The organism is Streptomyces sp. NPDC051662, assembly GCF_040681655.1.
In the GTDB taxonomy this organism is placed as follows: Bacteria; Actinomycetota; Actinomycetes; order Streptomycetales; family Streptomycetaceae; genus Streptomyces.
The window spans coordinates 22339-44082 of sequence record NZ_JBFAZD010000010.1 but is presented as its reverse complement, the minus strand read 5'-3'; the positions used below and the strand labels follow the sequence as shown (position 1 = coordinate 44082).

The following is a 21744-nucleotide window of genomic DNA, read 5'->3' as shown; positions in this document are numbered from 1 at the left end:
GCCGAGTTGACTGACCAGAAAGGAAAGGCGAGACGATGACAGCAGTACGCCTGGGAGGCTGCGGGGGATGCGTGGGCTCAGACCGGCCCGGTTACAACCTCGTGCGCGAAGAGCGGACCGGCTGGACGCCCGTCTGGAAACGCTGCCCCGACAAGTGCACGCCTCAGTCACGTGCCGCGAAGATTCAAGGTCGGCAAGACCTGCGTGACCAGGGCGCGGCCACAGCGCCCGCAGAGCCCACCTCCCCGACGTCCGCGACTCCGGAACCGCAGGCCAGGCGCCACACGGCCGCTCCCCGCACCGAGGCCCCGTACCGCGGCCGCGCCACCACGCCGCGCCGCGCCGCCACACCTTCCCGACCGACCGCGGCGGCTGCCGCCACCCCTGCAGCCCCGGCACCGCGCCGTTGGCCGGCGGTCGCCCTGGACGTCGGCCCGGACGGCTGGGCACTGGACATCGCCCAGTGCCCAGCCCCAGCGGGCAAGAAGTTGACCGACTGGTTCGCCTGGCTGGGCACGGGACTGCCCGTACGCGTCGACCGCGTCCACGACGCCGGCCGCAACGGAGACGGCATCGTGTGCCTGTCCACAGCTGCCCTCAAGACACTCGGACTGCCCGCAGTCCTCCCCACGACGGACAAAGCCCGCTCCCAGCTCCACAGAAAGCTCGCCACCGCCGCGGCCAGCGTCGGCATGGAGCTCTCGGAGGACGTCGGCCCGACCATGCACGTCTTCCGCCGCAAGGGCGCCCCCGGCGGGCCGAAGACATCGGTCCGCATCGTCTTCACACCGTGGCTGGGCCAGGGCTCAGAGAAGCAGAAGGCCACCAACGAGCAGGCCGCCCGACTGGCCTCCGTCGCCGGCCTGCCCGACGCAGCGGCGCTCGCGCGCCGCACCCGCGAGTACGTCGCCCAGCTCGGCGTCGCGCCCGGCTCTACACCGGCAACTACCGGCATGCTGCTCTTGGACGCGGTGCGCCCTCGGGAGCAGTGGGTCCAGGACGAGGAAACTGGCGAATGGAGCCCGCAGCCGCGCGACGGTGCCCTGCCGTCGGGCGACGTCACCATTCCGCCAGCTGCCGGCGCCCGCCACCCCCTCACCCGCGACCTCATGCAGAGGAACGAGGCGGTGTGCCAGGAGGAGGACTTCAAGTTCTGGGCCCGCCCCCTGACGGAGGACGAGAAGGCGATGCCGTACGCGGTCGTCGTCGACACCTGTGCCTCCTACTTGGCCGTGACGGAATCCCTGCGCCTGCCCGCCGGCCCGCTCGAATACCACGCCGACGCAGTCTGGGACTCCAAGGTCGCCGGCCTGTGGTGGTGCGACTTCACCCAGGTAGCCGTTGACGATTTCCTTCCGCACCCGGCCACGTTCGACGGGCAAGTCCCGCAGGGGCCCGGCTGGTACGCGACGCCCACCGTCGCTTACATGGTCACCGAATACGGATATGACCCCACCGGGATCACCGACGCCTACCTGTCCACACACACGGTCCCCCTCCTCAAGGAGTGGACCGGACGCGTACGCAACGGCTACAAGCGGGCCTACGCCGACCTCGGACTCTTCGACGGCCAGGAACCACAGGAATTCCTCGACGCCTACGCCGCTCACAAGGAGACCAGCGACGACCCGGCCGCAGCCGATGCGCTGGTGCTCGCCACCCTCTACAAGGAGCTCTACAAAGGGGGCATCGGCAAGTGGACGGACAGCGCCCGCAAGTCCATCGAAGACGACGACGTGTGGCTGAAGAAGGTCGTCGCCACCTGGCACTACCGGCCCGAGCTGCGCTTCGTCATCATCGCCGCAGCGCGAATCGCGGCACACCGGCGCATGCGCAAGACCTTCAAACTGGCAGGCCGCGTCCCCTTCGCCGTCAACGTCGACGCCTGCTTCTACGCCGCGATGGAACCCACGCCCCTCGAACTGCTCGCCTTCACCGAGGCAGGTAAGCCCGTGCCCGGAACGCTCCGACTCGGCATCGCACCCGGTTCGTCCAAGCACGAGTCGAGCATCCCCATACAGGCGGTCATCGCCGCGATGGACGCCGGAGACCACCCCTCCCGCCTTGCTCACGACTTCGGCACCGACGGCCAGCAGGTGAGCGAGGACGACCAGGCGCACTCCGAGGAGGCGACCCAGTCATGACCACCCAGGACCCGAAGAGGGGCGCGGTCGCGCGCGTACGAGAGAGCCTCTTCCGCGGACGAGCCCCCGTACGCTCCACGACGCAGACCGCGCACGTCCTGGAGCGGAAGTACGGCGGCAACCGCCAGGCCATAGCCGCCGCGTACGGAGTCACCCCAACGACCGTGGGCCGGTGGCTGAAAGGCACGAGAACCCCCCAGGGTGACCACGCCGACCGGCTCCGCGCTGAGGCCACCGAAGTCCAGACGACGGAACGGGGACGCGAAATCCGAGCCCGCCAGATCGAGAAGGCCGAGGTCGGGGCCAACGCGGAAGTCGACCGCGCCACCACCTTCGAGATCCGCGGCTCCGGCGCCGTCCGCTCCAGCTACGTCCCGCTGCATTTGTCGGCCGAAGAGGTAGCGGCCCTCACGCGGGCAGATTCGGATGCAGAAGCGGAAAAAATCATCGGCAAGGCGATGGCCAGGTACTTCAACGGCGGAGGCGGATACGCCGGCTTCCACTGGGACGACTTCGAATGGGCACCTGAAGACTTCCGGCTCACCTGACCTGCCTCAGCGGGGCGGGACGATCTCAAGGGGTTGACGGATCACGGTGCTTCTCGCCAGCACGTCCACGGATTGGTGGGTGATCGTCTGCGTCCCGAGCGGGCTTGCCGGCCCAGCTCCCCAGCAGAAGGCACTCGGCGAGGACGACGGTGGAGGGGCAGCCGCTTCCGGCGGGCACACCTGGGCGAAGACTGCGCCGCCTAGGAGTGGTCCCGGCTCGACCTCACCCCAACGACTGTTCCGTACTAGGGAGTTCGGGCGCAGCCGCTGCATCAGGCGGAAGAGCACCCGATCAGTCCCGGAGTGTCCTCAGACGCACCACGAACTGGTGAGAAGCCGGTGCGAGAACATGGGATTCGCAGGCGCCCCGTCAGCTCTCCCAGGCTCTCACCGTGGAGAGACGGGATGGTTCCGGCCCAGACCGCTGAATCAGTGGTGGGCGTCCAACTCGGCGAGCAGCGACGGGTTGACGATGCGGACGATGGCCTCGATGTCGTCCCGGTTCGCGGCCGGCCACAGGGCGGCGCGTGCGGAGCGGTACTTCGCTGCGAGGCGCTCGCGCTTGTCGGCGGGAAGTTGCGCGGCCCGGTCGGGGTGGGAGTTGTGTGCGTTGTCGGCGATTTTCACGAGTGTCGCCTGTGGGTCTGCGGTGATACGGCGGATCTTCTCGTCGTACGACATCCCCGCCTGGTTGGTCACCGCCTCGACGATCTCGACGACTCGGGCCGGCACCCCCGCCTTCCGCAGACGCTCGGCGGTCCAGTCGGTGTCCTCCAGGAGGTCGTGCAACAGGCCCGCCATGACGAGTTTGTCGCCGAACGGGGTGAGCCCGGCGGCCACTGCCCGGACGTGCTCGACGTACGGCACTCCGATCTTGTCGGTCTGTCCGGCATGCGCGCCGTCGGCCAGAATCTCGATCTCACGGACAGAGGTCGCCTTGGTCACCTTCACTCCTTCGTCAGTCTTTCCGTCTGTAACCTGTCATTGTGTTGCGTCTCGGGAGTTCGGATTCGCCCGGACCAGCCCCCTACTTCCGGAAGGGCCTCGGCGCTGAGCTGGACGGCAGCCGTGATTCCACGCTCCAGAGCCGCCCGGTAGACGTCGCCGACGGTCGTCACCCGCCCTGACAGCCGCTCGTACTCGGCGAGCGGACCCTCCGACTGGCGCTGGCCGTCCAGCGACCGCAGGGGGATGGCGATGCCCGGGTTTTCATCTCGCCAAGTCCGCAGGCGCGCGATGGACGAAGCGGAAGTCCACCAGCACGCCGACAGCACTCGCTCGGCCACCCTGCTCGGTAACCGTAGCGTGATGCTCTCCGGGTAGCCGCCATGCCGAGATCCCGGCCAGCGGCCAGGCTGGCGAGCCTCGCCAGGCGGCCGCCGCCAGCGGCGGTCCCAGCCGCGCGCCCGCAGTTCCTCCTCGATGCCGAACACCGCCAAAGCGTCAGCCACGTCAAGGAGTTCCCCGGCCGTCCGCTGCCGGGAGACCTCCGCCCGCCAACTGGCACGCAGCGCGGCGGCCTCGTTCCGGGGAAGCTCCAGCGCCCTCCCTTTCACGTCCGTCGACATGATGATCGAACGGCGCTTCTCGGCGCCCAGCGCATCAGTCAGCCGGGTGCGAGTTCCCCGACGAACCCACGCGGTGACGGAACTCGAGTCCGTGGCAGCGATGGCGGTACTCCTTGGCGAGGCTGTCGAGACGGAGGTGATCCGCAAGCGGAAGCCTATGAGTGGTCGCTCCTCGGCGTGGGGGAACTCGCCGATGAGGAGCCCTCCCGATGCCCGCGCACTGTACAGCCGTTGGTCACAGGGCCTTCATCTCCGATGCCGCCGACCAGGACCTCCTGTCATATTGGTTCTGCGCCGTGAACCAGTGCTGCGACAACTCCCTCCCACGAGCGAAAGGGGCCGTCGACGCCGGCGGCAGTCCAGCCGACATCAGGGACGATCCAGGCCGGACCGATGTCCTGCCCGCCGAGCTGCACGGAGATCCGGTCGGTCGCGCGGACGTAGCCGACCTCGGCCCGGGCAACGGCCTCGGCGATGCCGCGCATGCTGCCATGCTGCGCGATGGCGTCATCGAGTACCGCGGCCGTGGCCTCGAACCGGGCGCGCAGCTCAAGCGTCAGGTCGAGCAGGAGACCAACGCGGCCACGCACGACGGCCGCGGCTACCTGGTCCGCGGCATCGCAGAATGTGCGAACGGCACGGGCCACCGTGCTGAGCTGCGTTGCCGTGGCGCGGCAGCGCTCGGCCGAACTGGCGGGGTTGTGGACAGGCAGCCCGGAAACCGACTCGGCGACGGTCGACGAGGCAGCGTGCAGGGGCCCCGGCAAAACCGGCAGGGGGGCGACCGCCTCGGTGACCCAGTCGCGGACACGACGGAGTGCCGCCAACGCCTCGTCGCCCTCATGGCGCGCGGAGAATCGCCCGGCGAATCCGCCGCGCAGGGGAGCCGGTGAAGAGGCCGCCGTTGCACTGAGGCGGTCCCGGGCATGCTCGACGAGGCTCAGCAGTTCGACCAGAGGGAAGTTCATCCAGTCGCGTTCATCGCCCTGGAGGGCATCGCGAAGGGCGCGGGCCGGCGTTCGAACAGCGTCCAGGAGGCTGATCGTCAATCGGCACCCGGCCATGCAGCCGACGTACCGCTGGTCCCTCAGACGTTCAAGGGCGGGCAGGAGGAGCGCCATCTGCGGCTGACGAAGGGCCTCAAAGTAGAACGCCCGCGCGGACGCGTCGACGAGCCCCTGGCGGAGTCCGGTGATCGCGTAGAGAGCCTTCCTAGCCTCACCCTCACCGGGGAACGGCGTTGTCCCAGCCGGACGGTGCGGATTGTCGTAGGACCACAGCAGAGCAGCGTCCGCCGCAGCGCGAAGAGGGTCATCGCGCTCCGGACCGACACCTCCGTCGACATGCCCAGTCCACCGGTGCCGGCGGACATGGAAGATGACCCGGCCGACTGCTGTGCCCCCGGGTCCGATGATGCTGAAGGACTCCTCACCGCTCGTAGCGGTGGGCTGGAGCAGCAGGGGGGCATGACCGGCGATCGGGAGAGTGTTCACGACGTCCGTACCCCTTCCATCTGGGAGCAGTTGCCGACGGATTCCCCGGAGCGCTCGGCTCTCGCCGTGTAGAAGCGCACATTGCCCTGATTGAGGAAGTGGCTGCGGCCGCGGCTGGCGATCGCCGCTTCGTCCGTGGTGATGCGGGCGAGCAGATAGCCCTCGGCCACGCGTCGGACGACGTGCCGCTTGTACGAGGTGCCGACCACCGCGGAGGGCCGGATAGTCCGGGCGCGGAGTCCGGCGAGAAGTGTCCGGGCTTCCTTCAGCGACTCGCGCAGCGCACGCTCGCTGAAGCCGTCGAGCTCGCCACGCCAGATTGCTTCGTAGAGGGCCACTTCGGCAGCGCTGGGTGCAGGGTTCGACACCTCGGTGGTCGCTTCGTGCGGCAATTCGTACCTCACTCGTAGTTGGGAAAGTCGACGTCGCGGAACTGCGCCGCGGGCATGGACGAGCGGCAGCTGAACCTCTCGGCCAACGCGTCAGCCGAATGCCTCGCGAGGAGCGCCGTCCTTGCGGTCCTCAGCGGTGGCGTCGCCAGGATGACCGGATCGAACAGCACGCGGTGCGCGCCGCTATCGGGGTGTGCCGTCCGTCGGGATCTGCGCAGACACGATCACAGTGACTAATTTACTCACCTTGAGGTCAGATGTCAAATCTTACGCGTCAATGCGCGGTGAGGGCGCGGTGACCTTTCGTGGGAACACCGAGGCGCCCAGCGGCCGGAGGATGGGGGTGATCCTCGATCTGCTCCTTGTCGGCGGTGCCCGCAGCGTCCACGAGCCCCCGGAGCCAGGGCCGCTTGTCCGGTCGAAACCTGTCGCCACGGCTGTGCTCGCCGTCCTGGCGTCCGAAACGGGGCGGTCCTCCGGCAATCGCCGGAGGACCGCCCCGTTTCCGCGGAGGGGACCGCGGGGGCCGGCTAGCCGGCGAGCTGCAGCAGCATGTCGCTACGTATCCAGCCGTACGTGCCGGTCTTCATCCCGCTCTTGCTTCGGTGAATCAGCTTCGTGTAGTACCAGTTCCCCTTGCCGCAGTAGACGCGCAGGTCGTCACCGTCGTAGAGGAACCCCTTGCTGGAGTAGGAAGTGCCCGGTCCGGTTCGATAGTTGATGCCGTTCCCATCGACAATGGCGTCATGGTCGCCGATGTTGTAGCTGCAGCTGGAACTGCTGGCCGCTGAAGCGGTCGGTGCCAGAGCGGCAGCTCCCCCTGCAAGGAGGGATACGGAGAGAGCGACAGCGGCGGCTCGGCGCTTGAAGTTCATTGGATCGGTGTCCTTTCACGGTGTTGCCTCGGTCTGCCGAAATGGAGGCCACCAGGCGGCGCCCCATTCCCATTTGCGTGAGCGAGTGCGCCCACCGACCGATCTTCCGAGCGCCGCCCTGTGGACAGAGACCGGCGACATAAGCCCCGAAGCCGGAGCGCCACGGTCCGACGACGGGCCGTCAGGCACGACGTGAGCGCGCCGTGTAGTGGTCCCGCACCTCTTCGTACGCGTAGTAGTCACGCCCGCCTACGGAATCGGTGGGACGCGGGAAGGACGCGTGCCGCCTTTTGTGCTGGCGCAAAAGGTCGTTCGAGACGTCCAGTCCCTCGGTGGACAACCGACGTGCGATCTCCGCAAGGCTCAACCCGTTCGGGGCGGGGATGGGGAGCTCGGGGCGGCGCTCGGCTCTGGCGGCGGCCGGTCGACGCGCGATCGCCCCGGACCCGGGCCCGCCGGGGGGAGGGAGCTTGGGCGGGTGTTCAGTAGGTCCCGCGACCTGCAGGTCAGAACGGAGTTCATCGTTTGCGGCAGATGTCGGAGTGCTGGGCGGCGGGGGCCGGTCAGAATCGGCCGAGCCGCAGAGGTGGGGGGGGGCGGAGGCGGCGTCTCCGCCCCCCGGAGACTCTCCCAGAGGGAGTCGGGAGAGCTTCTGCACGAGCCGACGTCCGCCAAGCAGACGCCACCGGGGCCGGACGGGCCGGGCCTCGAGAGACGGAGACAGGAAGCGCCGGAGTTCGCCGGCGAGCCGGAACCACTCCCGGTTCGGCGCGAGTCTCTGTGGCGCGAACCTTGCGTGGAACTCCGCTTCGACTTCCTTGTCCCCGGGCATCACGAGGACAACCCACTCGACGTGCAGGGCCAAGGTCGACATGCGGCGCTTCAAGTTCGTCGTGGTCCCGATCTTGACGAAGTCACCCAGCTGAGCGAAATAGACCAGCGGCTTGTGTGATGCGTCGCCCACGAGAGCGGTGACACCGATGCCAGACATCCGCAGCCCTGCCGTGTTAGGAACCTCAGCACAGATCCCCGGCTCCAAGACTCGGCAAGGCGACGTGCTGGGTTCGGTCTTCGGGTTCGCACGCCTCCGCATGTGTCCGCCTCTTCTGCGCTCGGATGGAGCCATCTGTAGGCCCCGGAGCGTTGAAAACTAGACGGACTGGACTGTGGAGAGAGGCCGGCCGCGAACCGTGGAGCACGTCAGCGGGACGAGGGCGTAGCGCGAACGGACGGTGCCGCAGAACCCGGCAGGGCCAATGCGATGGGCTGTTTGTGCAGGTCGCCGCAGTGCCTGATTTCTCGGAAGAGGTTCGGCATCGGTCGTGCTGTCAGAAGGGCGCGACCGTGCCGTTGGACAGGGCGTATTGGTATCCGTATGCCCTGGAAAGCTGGGGCCCGGCACTGCCGTGGTGATGGGTGATGACGGCGCGCTGTAGGGCGGTCGTGGCGTCGAAGAGGCTCTGCAGCTCGCCCTTGACGAACTTCTGCGCCCACGGAGGCGGCCCGTACGGGCCGCGCACAGCGGCATCGAGGGAGTCGATCGCCAGCCACCACGTGTCGATCATCGCCAGGTGAGCGCGGACGAAGCTGTCGATGGAGCTCGGTGTGGCCGGCGTGGCGTGACCATCCGTGGCGGAACACCCGGCGGCCAGCGCCAAGTCCCCGTCGTCCAGCGAGTCGAAGCAGTCAGGAATGCCGGCGATGGCGAGGTAGTAGGCCACGATGTCCGGACGCATCTCGTGGGGGACCGCGTCCAACGGCGGGGCGCCCCAGTCGGTCAGATGTTCCACGTCAGCAGCAGTCAGCGTCAGTTCTGGTTCCATGTGCCGATACTGCCGCAGCGGTGCCACCAGGGAAGCAGAGAAGCGCGGAGCGCGCCATTCCAGCACCCGATCGTGAGCTCCGGCATCACCCGTCATGACGTGGGGTCCAGTGATCGGCTTCGGCTCCCGGGCCGACCATGCAGACCGCTTCGCCTGGGCCGCCGTATTTCCTGCACACCCGCGACCTGCCGCGAACAGTCACAGCAGGCAGGGCCAGGGTCGGGGCGGGCCGCGACTGACTCTGTCCACAGGACCGGCTCCATACTCTCGCGGCTCAGCACAGAGACGAGGAGCCCGATGAACACTTCACCCGCTTCCACCGATGTACCAGAACAAGGCGGCACGCTGAGAGGCCGCTGGAGCCGACTCTGCGACTGGTGGCCGGACAGCTGGCTCGGAACCCGCTGGGACGGCATCGTGGACGCCTTCTACGACGCAGCGCCCTGGGCGCGGGCCCTCATTCGCGCGGTCGCCGTCGCGATCGCTCCGTTCGCGGCGTTGTACGTCACGATGGCCCTGCTCCTCGCATGGGTCGACGGTGCGACGGCAGCTCCTGGCCATACCGGCCTGCTCGCCGTCCTCACCGAGCCGGTGCGAACGTACCTGGATGCCCAAACCGCCGCCGTGCCGATCTCCGCCGAGACCGCCTACAGGGTTTGGCAGTTCACCGGCTGCCTCTCCTTCCTGTTCGCCGTTTACCGCCGCGGCTTCGGACGAGCCATCTGGGGCCTGTGGGGAGTCGCCTCCGTTGCCATGGTCTGGGCAGGGACACCGGACACGGGCCGCGCGGTCGCCGCCGGGATCGCACTGTTTGCCTGGTCCGCCGCCTCAGCCGTCGCGTGGCGTGGGATGAGGCTGCGGCGACCGGACGCGGCCGCCACCGAGGCTCGACTCCCGGAACTCCGCATCAACGTCCAGCTCCACGGGAGTCCGCCCGCACCCGTGCCGTACCGAGTGGCCGGCACACCACATGGCTGAACTGAGCGGTGAGGGGCCCAACATGACCAACAAGCTCATTGCCGCATGCGACGGCGCGTCCAAGGGCAACCCCGGGCCCGCAGCCTGGGCGTGGGTGACTGCGGCGGCCGACGGAACCGTCGCGCGCTGGGAGGCCGGGCCGCTGGGAACAGCTACCAACAACGTGGCCGAACTCATGGCCCTGCGTAAGCTCCTGGAGGCCACGGACCCGGCGGTGCCGCTCGAAGTGCGGATGGATTCGCAGTACGCCATCAAGGCCGCCACCACCTGGCTTCCCGGCTGGCGCCGCAGAAGCTGGAAGACCGCCGCGGGCACACCAATCGCCAACCGCGACCTGGTGGTCCACATCGACGGACTACTGAACGGCCGCGACGTCGATTTCGTCCACGTGCGCGCTCACCAGGTCGGCGGAGATCCGTACAACGCGGTCGCAGACCAGGCCGCGAGTCGCGCGGCACGGAGACAGCAGCCAGCAGGAACGCTTCTCGGGTCCGACCCGCCAACCGCCCAGCAACCGCAGGAAACCGGAGACCGGCGGCACCGGCCGGGACGTGATGAGCGCGCCCGCACCCGCCACAGCCGGCGGAGCCGAAGCGGCGGAGTCAAGGCGCGGTTCGCCGGGAATTGCCACTGCGGGAAGCCGTACAAGCAGGGCGAGCCGATCACCAAGGGCACATCCGGGTGGGGTCATTCGTCCTGCGCTGAAACCCCATCGCCAGATTCGGCGAGCTGACGCCTCAGAGCGGTTGACACGTAAGGTTTGACAATGGGGGTGATGGTCGGTAAATTAGCTTCTGTTGGAACGGGCGGTACGCCGTCCACCCGCGCGACGCCGTACAGCGGTACGCGCGGGGTGATCCAGCAGCCGGCCTCAAATCCGGTGCGATCGCGAAACGCAGCTTGTACTCTCGGGCTGCGGGGCGGCTCCGCAGTGTGCTTCCTTCTCACCTCTTGGAATAGATTCAGCGCGCTCACTTCCCGCCCCGCACCCGAAGGTCAAGCACACCGCGCCTTGCCGGCCGGTACCTGCCGCGCCACTGTGCCGCCCAGCCGGACGAGGATCACCTCGCCCCAACTGGGCCCGGTCACAGGCGTGTTGCTCAACCACCGATCGCCCTTCGACCATGCCGCGGTGGCACTCCGGTACCCGCCACCCCTCCCTCCCGCAGGGCGGGCGCGAGACCCCCAACACCGTGAAACCTGCGTATGTGCCAGCCGAACTGGCCGGCACTTCGCTGTCCCCCGGCCAACACCGGGCAGGAGAGGAACGGCTATGACGACCACTACTACCTCGACGACCACGTCCAACCGCCGCAGCATCGCCGCGGCACTCCTGGCACGTCGCGGCACCGTCTACCTCCCCTCCCAGACCAGCCGGCCCACGGTCGAGACCCTCGCGGGCGTCTCGCTCCTTGACGCGGATCTCCTGGATCGCGGCTACCTGATGTCGGCGGAGCTCCGCCGGGCCTTCACCGAACTCGACGCGACGACGCTCACGGCCCAGGGCCGCGCCCTGCTGGGAGACATCGACCGCGCTCTGGGAGCCGACCGAGCGCACACCCCGCTCTTCCGTAACTTCCCGGACAGCACGCCCGACGACACGTTCGCCTTCTACGTCGATCGCGTCCTGGCGGTGCTTCTCCAGGCACCGGAGCAGCCGTGCGTCCTGTGCGGCACCGACAGCACCGTGCACGCAGTTTCGCCGTGCGCTCACCTCGTATGCCGCGCGTGCTTCGACGGATCCGACATCTCGGCCTGCCCGATCTGCCACCGCCGGATCGACACCGACGACCCGTTCCTCCGCCCCCAGCGGCCCCGCCGCGCATCCAGCGGCAGCCGCGCGCTGCCGCACCGCCTCCGAGTCCTTGCCCACGGCGGCGATTACACCGCCCGCACCGCGGATGGGGTCCGCGAACTGACCACTCTGCTCTCCCGCCCGACGGCGCTGAGCCCGCAGGACTCGGATGACCTCAGCCTCCTTCTGGACACCCGCGGCCGCAGCGACCTCTCCTGGCTGCCCGAAACGATCCCGGGCCGCGAGGCGAAGGCCCGCACCCTGTCCTGGCTCCTCGACGACCGGTCCGCGTACGACGTGACGCTCCCGGCCGTCGCGACCAGGATCAACACCGCGACCGATGTCCTGCGCCTGCTGGTCGTCCGCTCCGGCGGCGACACCGGGATGATCACCATCCCGCGCTTTACCGTCGTGCCGCGCCCCGTCCGTCGTGCGCTGCTGGCCATCCTCGACAATCTCGACCCCCAGCTCGTTGCCGAGGACATGCGCCGGCACACCACGGCGTGGAAACACGCCGCCGAGCGCCTGCACCCCTTCGAGCACGCCAACCGCTACCCGAACGCCGCACTCGCTTTCGCCGCCCTCCGCGAATTCCGCCTGACCGGAGACTTCCTCTCCACGCGGCTGAACACCACGGCGAGCGGAGTGCCGGCCGCAACGACGAACGGCGCCAAGGTCCTCGTCACCACCTGGGCAGCCGAGGTGGAGGGCGCTCTGACCCGCTCCGACATCCGGCACGCCCTCACGCTGCTCACACAGCGCCCGGGCGAACTGCTGCGCCGACTGGACCATCTGCTGCGCACGGCCAACGACGAAGACACCGACATGGTGCTCAGTGCGCTCGGACGTGTCGCTCCCCGAGTGGCCCCGGCCGTCCTGCTCTCCGCGCTCGGTGAGATCCGTACCCGTGCCCGCAAGGCGCCGGAACAGCGCGTGTTCTTCCCGAAGGGCGGAAACGCGAGGGTCCACATCGTCGCCGACGAGCGGAGTCCGCTGACCGCCAGCGCGGTCGAGCGTGCCGAGGCCGTCCTGACCGCGGAGATCCTCCGCCGGGCGGGCGAGCTGGAGCACGTTGACCTCGCAGTGGTCGATGCCGCACTCGACGGAGTGATCGCCCCGTTCGCTGAGCGCACCGCGTCCCGCTCCCTGGTCACGCTGCCGCGCGGCAGCGAGCTGCCGGTCCCCGTCGGCCAGACGATCCGCCTCTTCCTCCACTGGATGGAGAGCGACACCTCCGGCCGCACCGACCTCGACCTGTCCACCGCCATGTACAACGCCGACTGGCAGCACATCGGGACCTGCGACTACACCAGCCTGCGCTACGCCCACGACGCCGCCGTGCACTCGGGCGACCTGACCAGCGCGCCCGCGCCTGAGGGCGCAAGCGAGTTCGTCGACCTCGACCTGGACCAGCTGGCCGCCGCAGGGGTCCGATACCTCGTGGCTACCGTCTACTCCTTCAACAACGTCGCGTTCGACGACCTCGAAGAGGCATTCGCCGGACTCATGGTCCGCGACGAGCCGGGAACCACCGGAGGTGTCTTCGACGCCCGACAGGTCGAGCAGCGCTTCGACCTCACCGGACAGGCCAAGGCGAGCGTCCCGATGGTCGTCGACGTGGCCGCCCGCACCATGCGGTGGCTCGACGTCGCCCAGGGAGTCACCGGGACCAACCACGCGGTGCACCGCTACGTCGATGACCTCGCCACGCTCGGCCAGGGCCTCACCGGCCTCTTCACCTCCGGCGCGCGCGTCGGACTCGGCGAGCTCGCGACCTGGCACGCCGCGGCCCGGGCAAACGCCGTGATCGTGCGGCACACCGACGGATCCCGCAGCGCCTACCGGCGACGCACCGACGAGACCACCGTCGCCTTCGCGGGCCGTCTCGGTACCCCGGCAACCGACGATCTGCCGGACCTGGACATCACTCAGGCCCCGCTCGCCTTCCTGCTGCGCGGCGACACCCCCCTGCCGAAGAACGGCGAGGTGTTCGCCCTGTATCCGGCCGGCCTCGACACGGCCAACGTGCGCCTCCTGGCCGCGTCGGACGTCGCCACTTCGCTGGGCTAGTCAGACCCGTGATCCCAGTACGCCCAGCGCCCGGAGGTGGGAGAGCAGCGACGAGCTGCCTCCTACCTCCTTCGCGTGCACAGACCCCGAACGCCCGCCCGAGGCCACCAGGCGAACGGGTTGCCCGCGCCCCTCCGCCGGCAACGAATGACCACCGGCCCCTACATACCCCCCACGAACATGATCCCCAGGAAGTTAGTGTGTGCTCATGACACGGAGTCGTATCGCCCTCCCCGCAGCTCTTATGACGGCCCTCGCGCTGGCGCTCACCTCCTGCTCCTCCTCCGACGACGGAGACAGCAAGGCAGCGAAGGACGCCACGGAGCAGGCTCTAACGAAACAGTTCACGCAAGGGGAGATCACTCAGGCCATCCCGGAAGGCCGCGAGGCGCCCGCAGGTTACGAGCTCGGCAACCTGGGCAAGGGCCTCCCCGGGACGGCCGACGACTGCACTCACACGGAGGGCGAGAAGCCAGCGGGTTGGACGAGGGGCGGAGACACCAGCTACGACTACCAGGGCTCCACGCGCTCCAGGATGATGGACCTGAACATCTGCCAGTTCGACACCGCGGCACACGCGAAGAGCGCCTACTCCGGATGGACACACCGCGATGGCCTCACCGAGCACGAGCTGAAGGCGAAGGTCGGCGACGAGACCGCGTTCCTCCTCAATAAGGAGAGCGGCGCCGCGTACGCCTACGCCCGCTCCGGAACCGTCAACGTCGAGGTGAAGGTCGAGGACGCCGGCGGTGACGTCACTGACGCCCACGACATGCTCTCCGCGACGCTGACGCGCCTGCAGCAAGTGCAGTCGGGCAAGCGACCGACTGCCACCGCGGCGGACGAGGCCACCAAGGCTGAACAGTAGTAGCCGATCCTCCACTCCTTCCGTGGCCCGATTTTGCGCGGCTGGGCTGGTGTGACGCTCCCGGCTCGCCGTCGGCCGCATCCGCAGCCACGACGACGGCCAGGCCCGCACCATCGGCGCCGCCTCAGCATCGCCCGCCGCACCATCGGGCTGATGCGCATGCACCGGCACGACCACGGCATGACCCGCCACTGGTATCGCGACTTTGCAGGGCGCCCCCGCCGGTAACTCCATCGGCGGGGGCGCCCCGTGCGCGCGGAGCGCCCACTCCGTCTATGGCGGTGGAGGGCCCCGAAATCCCTCCGGAGTGAGTAGAGGTTGGCACGCACGTCGACCGGTGCGGCTCCCACCACCCCCAGGAGCCGCACCGGGCGGTCCATCGCGGGTCATCCGGCGGCGTGGACCTCGGCCGGAGGCGGCGCCACATCGCCCGCGAGGGCGTGCACGAACAGCCATTCCACCGTCCCGAAGTGGCACGGCTCCTCGACGTACTCCACCGTGTAGCCGACTCGTTGCAGGACTGCCGTCAGCTCCCCGTACGCCACCTTCGTGTCGATGGCCAGTTGGTCAGCGGCCTCCTGGTCCCGCAGCGCTGCTGTGCGGCGAGCCCAGGAGTCGTCGAGGGTGTAGTGGATCTCCTTGCACTCCACAGCGCCCTCGGGCCAGCGTTCTCGCCCGACGTGGTGCATTGCCCAGCTCGGTCCCGGGATCGGGACGTTCGGGCCGACCGGGCACCCCTGCCGATATCCAGCGGCGACTAAGTGGTCGGTGACGTATTTCTGCTCTTCCTGGCTTACGTCAGGCTGACGAGGAATGTCCATGCGCTGGATCGTAGTCACGAGGCAGCGAGCCCACTGGTCAGTTGGCCAACTGACCAGTGGGCTCCTCCGCGAAGCCCTGTCCTGGGACGTCCCGGTCCGTACCCATGGCCGCCCCGAAGATCCCCACGCCGTCGTGGGCGACCGCTCGGGCAGCGGCCCGCAGCGTACCCGCCAGGGCCGGACCCACGTGGATCTCCCGTACGCGCTCCAGCCGTTGCGCGGGCGGGGCGTCCCGGCCTGGTCTGCGGCTGTGGGCGCGTCGGCTGGGTGCCGTGAACGATGGTCGGGTTGCTCAGAGGCGTGAATCGAGATACAATCTTACTTGTCAAACGGTGTGGGTGCGCACCCTCTCGGCCACGAATCAGCAGGCCGAGCTGGACCTACGACCGACGGACGAAGACACATCCCCTGCTGCGAGGAGACGAGTTGTACCGAGCTGATCTGTACGAAACGGCCGACACGCCTTTCGCGTGCCTCTACACCGACGATGAAGCTGTACTGCTCGTCATCGAACGAGAACTCCTCGGCGCCGACATTCCGGCCACGGAGCACGACGCCCCCGATCGCTCCGTCAGGCGGATCAGGGTGCAGGACCCCCACGGCGTCCACATCACCGACCTGTACGCCGCCGACGGAGCCACAGCCGCAACGCTTGTGACCCCCGGATCGGAACACATCGACCAGTGGGACGCGCGAAGCGCGATGCGTACCGCCATCGAGCTGTACGACGCCTACGGCGACCCGGACGACATCCTCAGCAGCTCCCAGGTCGAGACCCTGAGCCGTCTGCGTCCCGACATCGTCGAGGACTGACCGAAAGCCTTCTCGCCACGCGAGTCCGAAAGCGCCCGTCTCTGTCCACAGGCCAACGGACGCAGGCTCACCTCATGGCTGAGACAGAACGCACCTGGACCTCGACGACCGCCATGCATGTGGCCCCCTCCTCCCGCTGCCATGCGCCCTTGACGCGTATCTGGTCCGGCGCTTCAGACCGCGGTGGCCCCGCGCTGTACCCGAGGAGGGCCAAGCTCCCGGCGTCATCCCGGCCTCGCCCGCTCGGCATCGTCCGCCCGTGAGGGCCCCCCTTAGCTACCAGGCTGCCCAGCCGCCCACAGCCCTCGGAGAGGAACCCGATGCTTACTCAGATATCCGAAAATCAACAGCAGGAGCTTCTGCCCGGACTTGAGCTGGACATCATCCCCCGGGCAACCGGGCGCCCCACGATCACTGAGCAGTTCCTCGCGTTCGACGAGGAGAATCCTTGGGTCTACAGGACGCTCGAACGCCTCGTTGCCGAGCGCCTCGCGGCGGGGGCCACGCGGATCGGCGTCAAAGCCCTGTTCGAGGCTCTCCGTTGGCAGATGCCGCTCGGAGTCTCCGGCCTCAACAACTCCTTCACCAGCCTCTACGCGCGCAAGCTCATTGAGAGCAACCCGCAGTGGACTTCCGTCTTTGAGCTCCGCCGTCGGCGCACGCGCTGACACCCCCGTGGCCGGCCAGCCATCCTCCGGCATCGGTCACCCGGACATCCCCGGAGGGAGGACCTCTGCACCAGGCCCCGCGCGAAGCAGACCAGTTCCGAACCCCGACGCCATGCCACTGGTTCGAAGAGGCGGACGGGTCCAGATACCTGATCCCCGGGTGCCTGGGCCGCCTCCTGGATCCGGACGCCGAGGCGTGCACCTGCTTGTCACTGCAACAGCAACTCGAAGACGTGCGGGAGCAGCTCGCGCAGACGCGCCATGAGCTTGCCAGTGTCCGCAGATGGCACGACGAGGTCATGCGAGCGGTACACGATCACCCCGATGGCGTCCCCATTCTGAAGCGCGCAGCCGGCGCGTCCATCTGACTCGACAACCGTGCGGGTCGCGTCGCCCGCCAGAGCGGAACGTGGGCTGCCGAGACCGGGAATAGCCCGATTGAGACGCCGCACCCTCCTGCGCTACGCTCGCTGCGGCGGTCGTGATCGCCTGACTCCTCGCTCTGAGCGCCCACGTAGCTTATGGCCCGGGTGGACAAGGTTCCCCGAATCTCACGGCCAAGAAGCCTGCCTGAACCTTGAACGAACGAGGCGCGGGACGTGGGGCTGCGTCGGAAACGAGCACCATGACTCGCGATCGGGCAAGGAAGCAGGCCACCAGGGCCACCGCCGACGGACGTTACGCCCGGGCGGATCGGATGAACAAGGAAGCCGTCCGGTCCATCCTGACCGCGGACGTCCAACGGGACATGATCGCCGCGTTCCGAGAGGCCGGCTGGCCCGCCGAGAGCGACGGTTTCCCAGAAGGCGGACAGTGGTCCGGCTACCCCGGGCCGGTCTGGTCGTTGCTTTCCCGGCCGGGCGAAGCGCCCCTGGAAGCGGACCCCGACGACGCAGACAGGCACGACCTGACCATCGCGCCGGAATTCACCTTCATCGCACCCCGCATCAGCATCAACTCCGGTGAGGCGATGGTGCTCAGGCAGAGCGGCAGCGCGAACCCGGCTGAACTGGTGAAGGCGGTGTCGGCCTCGCTGGCGACGGCACGGCGTCAAGAGATCGCCAAACGCGCCGACGACGACTCCTGCGCGATCTGCGGAGACAACTACCCCACAGATCACCTTCTCTCGCCCACCACCACGGAGACACTCACCGTCTGCCCCGCGTGCGTGTTCGACGGCGACCTGTTCGCCGACGCGGACCCGGTGAGCCTGGCCTCCGACATCGACCACCTCCTCAACGAGGATCTGAGCGTCCCTGCGGGATGGGCGGCCGTCGCCGCCCTCCTGGCCTGTGCCGGGGGCGAGAACTTCGTTGCGCGTCTGAACGACCTGGGCCCCTTCAGCATCCCCGGTGAGCATTGGTCCGACCCAGGACTGCTGTGGATCTGGCTCCCCCCGCAGGACCGCCCAGCCGCCCTGGCCGCCCTGGGCCCCGGAGCTGGCCTCGCCGCCGTCATTGCCGCCGTCGAGACCGCCCACCCAGATCTGCGCGACCGGTTCCGCGCCCGCCTGGCCGAAGACCTCGACGACGACCCTGAGGAGACCGGGACGGTCTCCGAGGACCACCTCGTGGAAGAACTCTGGCCGGCGGTCGTGGCGTACGCGGTCGCCCTCGGAACACAGGCGCAGGAGCGCTCCGGCCACCGGCCTCCGTGGCATGTGCTGTCCGACTCCTTCGAGCCGGGCACGCTGTCCGATCACTTCGAAGAGATGGGAAGCCAGCTCGACGCCGACAGCCTCGGGGTCGGTTTCACGCTGGATGTCGGCGTCCGGACCGTCGCCGAGGTGCTGGGTTGGGATCCCGAACACTGAAGTGCGCCGCGCGGGGCCCGCGGCCCCGAACCGCGTTACCTCCGCTGGCCGCCGGATACGGGTCACTCACGGACCAGCCTGCGCGCTGAGAGGCGGAACTCCGCAGTACGGTCGACATGCCGCTCAGACAGGACGGCGGTCACACAGCAGCCCCGTGTCCACTTCGCACGTTGCACGGGGCTGCTGCCATGTCGCGACCGGTCGCAGCGTCGCCGCGCCCAGGTCGGCAAGACGAGGCGGGTCGACGGTGGGGCCGCCTCCCGCCGGGCGGGCGCCAGGCATTGCGTATACAGCGAAAAAGGCGTAACATCTTACTTGTCAACAAGTCGAGAGCGCGGGAGCGCATTCCCCGTCCGGCACGACCATGAATTGACCTCAGCTCAAAGCCCAGAGCCGATCCCTACGCGAGAGGAAGGCGACCGAATGACGCCCCGCATAATTGATCACACCGGGAATCGGGCCCGCGCCTTGGCGGCGCAGGGACGCCGCAGCTCCCACGCGAGCGGATTCCACGTGGGCGGGACCAAGGGGAAGCGGGACCGCAGGGGCGCCCGGCGAGCAGCGATCCGTTACTCCCGCGAGGCGGGATAGCTCGTCGGCGCGACCCGCGCTCTGCACCTGGTTCAGCTCCAGTTGCCTCGGCTTGCCCGAGGATCGCGTCCCACCCCCGAAGGACATCCCCGTGCCAGGACGCCGGGGACCTTCGCATGCTCGGGGGTGGGCGCGGACCGTTTGATTGGGGCGACCGCCCTATGAGGGCGGCCAGCACCAGAGACCGTCACTCGGAGTCATCCGGTGATGGTGCCGGCGCCGGGATGACGGTGCCGGGTTCTCCCGCAGGTCTTGAGCCTGCCATGCCGCGCGCCACATGGGCGTCCACCTCATCGCCGCCATCGTCGGGCAGGATGCGCACGGCCACTACCTTGGACCGGCTCAGGGGCTCCTCGACAACCACTCCGCGCCGCTCGGCGCCGGTGTCTGGACAGGTCCAGGCAATCCATGAAGGGATGCGAAACGGCGCCGTCCGCGGCTGCGGCACCGCTGGTACCCGCTGGCACCCATGACGGTGGCGGACCCGTGAAGTTCGGAGAGCCCCTGGGCGCCCCGTGCGGTCAGGAGCCGAGGTCGGCTACCAGGACGGTGGCGTTGTCGGTGTGCAGCAGCTGATCCGGGAGACGCCCTGCGGGCCGGCCGCCCGCCGCTTCCCGCGCCCGGCATCCCCGCCTGGCCGGGCGTCGGCCCCCCTGCTGCGGCACCGGTGGAAGGAAGGCGCTCCGGTCATCGAGCGGCACTGGCTGGGCCGCTGCCCCGTTTAGGCGTGGCTCGCGGTGCCGACCCGTCGCACGGGCGCCGCCGAGCGGTTTCCCTCTGTCCACAGGCCGCCTGCCGCAGCCTCTCCCTGGACGGCCACATCCCGTGGCTCGGAGGAAGGGAGTACAGGGTGTGCCGATCGCTTGCCCAGGGCGGCCGACGATGCAGAGGCAGCAACCTGGCCGTGCGCCGAGCCAGGTACGCCGTCACACAGTCAGCCGCTGCCAGAACGCTCAACCAGTCGTTGACCGACGGGGAGCTCGACCGGGACTCCGCTGCCTACGGCGCTTACAGGCGGGCGCAGTTCTCGGCAGAGCGGTCGCAGATGGCCGCCCGGCAAGGCGACCACGACGCCGCCGTCCAGGCCGCGCTCGACGCGAAGAACGACATGAATCAGGCCGCGCGGCTCACCAAGGCGACCGCGCGTGACAAGGCGAAGCGCCTGGCTCGCGACAAGAAGGCCAACCAGGAAATCGATCAGGCCCTCTCGACGGTCAATCCCAAGTATGCGACCGGCGGTTACAACTACACGCACAACTGCAGCAACGTCGTGCAGGCTCACGAGCTGCAGCGCCGCGGGCTCGACGTGCAGGCCGGCCCTCGGACAGGCATACCGCTATCGGTCATGGAAACCACCTGGGGCGGAAAGTACGCCGTCACCAGGAGGGCTGCGGATCACGGAAAGGCGGAGGTTGAGGAGGCGTTCAAGGAGCACGGCTCTCGGGGCATCGTCTATGTGGCCTGGAACAGCGGCGGCGCTCACGTATTCAACGTGGAGAACGTCGGCGGGAAGGTGCGGTTCGTGGATGGGCAGCCGACGCCGCACGAAACCGACGCGTCGCACTACTTCGCGCGGAGCAAGGACTGCCGGTACATGCGAGTGGACGACAAGCCGACCCCCGATCGAAGCGTCCTCGCTAGGTATCTGGAGAGCTGACATCTGCTGGCGACCGGCTTCGCCTGACCGAGCAAGCGACGGGAACTGTGCGCGACGACGTCTAAGATTTGACTATGCGCGCGAATGCGGGTAAATTAGAGTTATCGACATCGAGGATGGGAGCCCCAAATGAATGTTTCGTACGAGCAGGCGCGCGACCTGGTCCGCACGACCCTTGAGCCGGACTGGACGAACGGCACCTTCTGCCTCGATGATCGGCAGATCGTCGAGAACGACGAGCTGTTCGTGTTCGAGGTCGGTGCACTTGAGCACATCGAGGGCGGTGACGCGTCCTTCGCTGTGCCGGGTGGCGTAACCGTCGTCTACAAGGAGGACGGCCGTATCGACTCGCTCCCCTCGCTGACGGTGGCGACCGACCCCACCATCCACATCCGGCAGAACCCGAACCCGACCTTTCTGGCGCAGCGGTAAGCCCGGAGCCGTCCAGATGCAGCGTGATGACGGCATCGAGCAGACGAGCGAAGGCGTCGCAGGAACTCCCGCTCCTGCGACGCCTTCGCGTCAGCCTTCTGCCTGCGTGGTCCGAGCGCCCGCCACTGGCGAGCTTCATCTGCTCCCGGTGGGAGCCGCCCCGCCCCGCCGCCTTACCTCCGGCGCGGATCTGCTGTGCTCGGCTACCAAGTCCGCGCCGGCTGTGCGCCCATACCGTGGAGCGTGGGACGAGCGGCGTGCGTGTCGAACCTGCCTGGCCATCTCCCGCGCCGAGATGCCGCAGGCGGCGTCGACGGCCCTCTATCTGCCGGTAAGCGCACCGACTGCCCCCGTAGGGCCGCGCCCCTCGCGGCTGCCGGCCATGCACCGGGCGG

Annotated in this window: 21 protein-coding genes; 11 read left to right on the top strand and 10 right to left on the bottom strand. The window is 68.7% G+C overall.

The window, feature by feature from the left end:
• Window positions 1–35: 35 nt before the first annotated feature.
• Window positions 36–2144: a hypothetical protein gene (locus tag AB0M67_RS18220; protein ID WP_365746509.1), complete on the top strand. Its 2109-nt coding sequence runs from the start codon at window positions 36–38 to the stop codon at window positions 2142–2144.
• Window positions 2141–2692 (top strand): hypothetical protein, encoded by a 552-nt coding sequence (locus tag AB0M67_RS18215; RefSeq protein WP_365746507.1) that lies wholly within the window; start codon window positions 2141–2143, stop codon window positions 2690–2692. The genes AB0M67_RS18220 and AB0M67_RS18215 overlap by 4 nt, the downstream gene beginning before the upstream one ends.
• 429 nt (window positions 2693–3121) lie before the next feature.
• On the opposite strand, the gene AB0M67_RS18210 is transcribed toward AB0M67_RS18215, so the two are convergent.
• The 7 genes from AB0M67_RS18210 to AB0M67_RS18180 all read right to left on the bottom strand — a co-directional run bounded on the left by AB0M67_RS18210 (window position 3122) and on the right by AB0M67_RS18180 (window position 8843).
• Entirely contained in the window at window positions 3122–3637 is a 516-nt protein-coding gene (locus AB0M67_RS18210) for an HD domain-containing protein (protein WP_365746505.1), read from the bottom strand.
• A gap of 2 nt (window positions 3638–3639) precedes the next feature.
• The gene (locus AB0M67_RS18205; protein WP_365746503.1) at window positions 3640–4260 is read right to left on the bottom strand and encodes a hypothetical protein; all 621 of its coding nucleotides are present in this window, start codon (window positions 4258–4260) and stop codon (window positions 3640–3642) included.
• A gap of 278 nt (window positions 4261–4538) precedes the next feature.
• A complete protein-coding gene (locus AB0M67_RS18200; RefSeq protein WP_365746501.1) occupies window positions 4539–5753 on the bottom strand; it encodes a hypothetical protein in 1215 nt (404 codons plus the stop codon).
• Window positions 5750–6145, bottom strand: a complete 396-nt coding sequence (locus tag AB0M67_RS18195; RefSeq protein ID WP_365746498.1) for a hypothetical protein — start codon at window positions 6143–6145, stop codon at window positions 5750–5752. The genes AB0M67_RS18200 and AB0M67_RS18195 overlap by 4 nt, the downstream gene beginning before the upstream one ends.
• Before the next feature lie 530 nt (window positions 6146–6675).
• Window positions 6676–7020, bottom strand: a complete 345-nt coding sequence (locus AB0M67_RS18190) for a hypothetical protein (RefSeq protein WP_365746496.1) — start codon at window positions 7018–7020, stop codon at window positions 6676–6678.
• A gap of 181 nt (window positions 7021–7201) precedes the next feature.
• Window positions 7202–8011: a GIY-YIG nuclease family protein gene (locus AB0M67_RS18185; protein ID WP_365746494.1), complete on the bottom strand. Its 810-nt coding sequence runs from the start codon at window positions 8009–8011 to the stop codon at window positions 7202–7204.
• Window positions 8012–8348: 337 nt separating this feature from the next.
• Entirely contained in the window at window positions 8349–8843 is a 495-nt protein-coding gene (locus tag AB0M67_RS18180) for a hypothetical protein (RefSeq protein WP_365746492.1), read from the bottom strand.
• Window positions 8844–9140: 297 nt separating this feature from the next.
• On the opposite strand from AB0M67_RS18180, the gene AB0M67_RS18175 reads away from it, so the two are divergent.
• From AB0M67_RS18175 to AB0M67_RS18160, 4 genes are all read left to right on the top strand, one after another.
• A complete protein-coding gene (locus AB0M67_RS18175; protein WP_365746490.1) occupies window positions 9141–9821 on the top strand; it encodes a hypothetical protein in 681 nt (226 codons plus the stop codon).
• Between the two features lie 22 nt (window positions 9822–9843).
• Window positions 9844–10554: a ribonuclease H gene (locus AB0M67_RS18170; RefSeq protein WP_365746489.1), complete on the top strand. Its 711-nt coding sequence runs from the start codon at window positions 9844–9846 to the stop codon at window positions 10552–10554.
• Between the two features lie 540 nt (window positions 10555–11094).
• Window positions 11095–13686, top strand: a complete 2592-nt coding sequence (locus AB0M67_RS18165; RefSeq protein ID WP_365746487.1) for an MXAN_6230/SCO0854 family RING domain-containing protein — start codon at window positions 11095–11097, stop codon at window positions 13684–13686.
• A gap of 208 nt (window positions 13687–13894) precedes the next feature.
• A complete protein-coding gene (locus tag AB0M67_RS18160; protein WP_365746485.1) occupies window positions 13895–14554 on the top strand; it encodes a hypothetical protein in 660 nt (219 codons plus the stop codon).
• A 386-nt stretch (window positions 14555–14940) separates the two neighbouring features.
• On the opposite strand, the gene AB0M67_RS18155 is transcribed toward AB0M67_RS18160, so the two are convergent.
• A complete protein-coding gene (locus AB0M67_RS18155; protein ID WP_365746484.1) occupies window positions 14941–15243 on the bottom strand; it encodes a hypothetical protein in 303 nt (100 codons plus the stop codon).
• A 169-nt stretch (window positions 15244–15412) separates the two neighbouring features.
• Window positions 15413–15562 carry a hypothetical protein gene (locus tag AB0M67_RS18150; protein WP_365746482.1) on the bottom strand — a complete coding sequence of 50 codons (150 nt, stop codon included), beginning with the start codon at window positions 15560–15562 and terminating at the stop codon, window positions 15413–15415.
• Window positions 15563–15801: 239 nt separating this feature from the next.
• Here AB0M67_RS18150 and AB0M67_RS18145 point away from each other — a divergent pair, with 239 nt between their 5' ends.
• The 3 genes from AB0M67_RS18145 (at window position 15802) to AB0M67_RS18135 (ending at window position 18669) form a co-directional block, all read left to right on the top strand.
• The gene (locus AB0M67_RS18145; protein ID WP_365746480.1) at window positions 15802–16188 is read left to right on the top strand and encodes a hypothetical protein; all 387 of its coding nucleotides are present in this window, start codon (window positions 15802–15804) and stop codon (window positions 16186–16188) included.
• Window positions 16189–16508: 320 nt separating this feature from the next.
• Window positions 16509–16856: a hypothetical protein gene (locus AB0M67_RS18140; RefSeq protein ID WP_365746478.1), complete on the top strand. Its 348-nt coding sequence runs from the start codon at window positions 16509–16511 to the stop codon at window positions 16854–16856.
• Window positions 16857–17553: 697 nt separating this feature from the next.
• Entirely contained in the window at window positions 17554–18669 is a 1116-nt protein-coding gene (locus AB0M67_RS18135) for a hypothetical protein (protein WP_365746476.1), read from the top strand.
• A 778-nt stretch (window positions 18670–19447) separates the two neighbouring features.
• On the opposite strand, the gene AB0M67_RS18130 is transcribed toward AB0M67_RS18135, so the two are convergent.
• A complete protein-coding gene (locus AB0M67_RS18130; protein WP_365746475.1) occupies window positions 19448–19582 on the bottom strand; it encodes a hypothetical protein in 135 nt (44 codons plus the stop codon).
• Window positions 19583–20164: 582 nt separating this feature from the next.
• Here AB0M67_RS18130 and AB0M67_RS18125 point away from each other — a divergent pair.
• Window positions 20165–20917 (top strand): toxin glutamine deamidase domain-containing protein, encoded by a 753-nt coding sequence (locus tag AB0M67_RS18125; protein WP_365746473.1) that lies wholly within the window; start codon window positions 20165–20167, stop codon window positions 20915–20917.
• Between the two features lie 129 nt (window positions 20918–21046).
• The gene (locus AB0M67_RS18120; RefSeq protein ID WP_365746471.1) at window positions 21047–21349 is read left to right on the top strand and encodes a hypothetical protein; all 303 of its coding nucleotides are present in this window, start codon (window positions 21047–21049) and stop codon (window positions 21347–21349) included.
• Window positions 21350–21744 lie beyond the last annotated feature (395 nt).

Coding starts and splice junctions, on each gene's coding strand:
- AB0M67_RS18205 (WP_365746503.1), bottom strand. CDS start 4,260: ATGTCGACGGACGTGAAAGGGAGGGCGCTGGAGCTTCCCCGGAACGAG.
- AB0M67_RS18175 (WP_365746490.1), top strand. CDS start 9,141: ATGAACACTTCACCCGCTTCCACCGATGTACCAGAACAAGGCGGCACG.
- AB0M67_RS18120 (WP_365746471.1), top strand. CDS start 21,047: ATGAATGTTTCGTACGAGCAGGCGCGCGACCTGGTCCGCACGACCCTT.
- AB0M67_RS18165 (WP_365746487.1), top strand. CDS start 11,095: ATGACGACCACTACTACCTCGACGACCACGTCCAACCGCCGCAGCATC.
- AB0M67_RS18215 (WP_365746507.1), top strand. CDS start 2,141: ATGACCACCCAGGACCCGAAGAGGGGCGCGGTCGCGCGCGTACGAGAG.
- AB0M67_RS18155 (WP_365746484.1), bottom strand. CDS start 15,243: ATGCACCACGTCGGGCGAGAACGCTGGCCCGAGGGCGCTGTGGAGTGC.
- AB0M67_RS18220 (WP_365746509.1), top strand. CDS start 36: ATGACAGCAGTACGCCTGGGAGGCTGCGGGGGATGCGTGGGCTCAGAC.
- AB0M67_RS18135 (WP_365746476.1), top strand. CDS start 17,554: ATGAACAAGGAAGCCGTCCGGTCCATCCTGACCGCGGACGTCCAACGG.
- AB0M67_RS18170 (WP_365746489.1), top strand. CDS start 9,844: ATGACCAACAAGCTCATTGCCGCATGCGACGGCGCGTCCAAGGGCAAC.
- AB0M67_RS18190 (WP_365746496.1), bottom strand. CDS start 7,020: ATGAACTTCAAGCGCCGAGCCGCCGCTGTCGCTCTCTCCGTATCCCTC.
- AB0M67_RS18160 (WP_365746485.1), top strand. CDS start 13,895: ATGACACGGAGTCGTATCGCCCTCCCCGCAGCTCTTATGACGGCCCTC.
- AB0M67_RS18185 (WP_365746494.1), bottom strand. CDS start 8,011: ATGTCTGGCATCGGTGTCACCGCTCTCGTGGGCGACGCATCACACAAG.
- AB0M67_RS18140 (WP_365746478.1), top strand. CDS start 16,509: ATGCTTACTCAGATATCCGAAAATCAACAGCAGGAGCTTCTGCCCGGA.
- AB0M67_RS18180 (WP_365746492.1), bottom strand. CDS start 8,843: ATGGAACCAGAACTGACGCTGACTGCTGCTGACGTGGAACATCTGACC.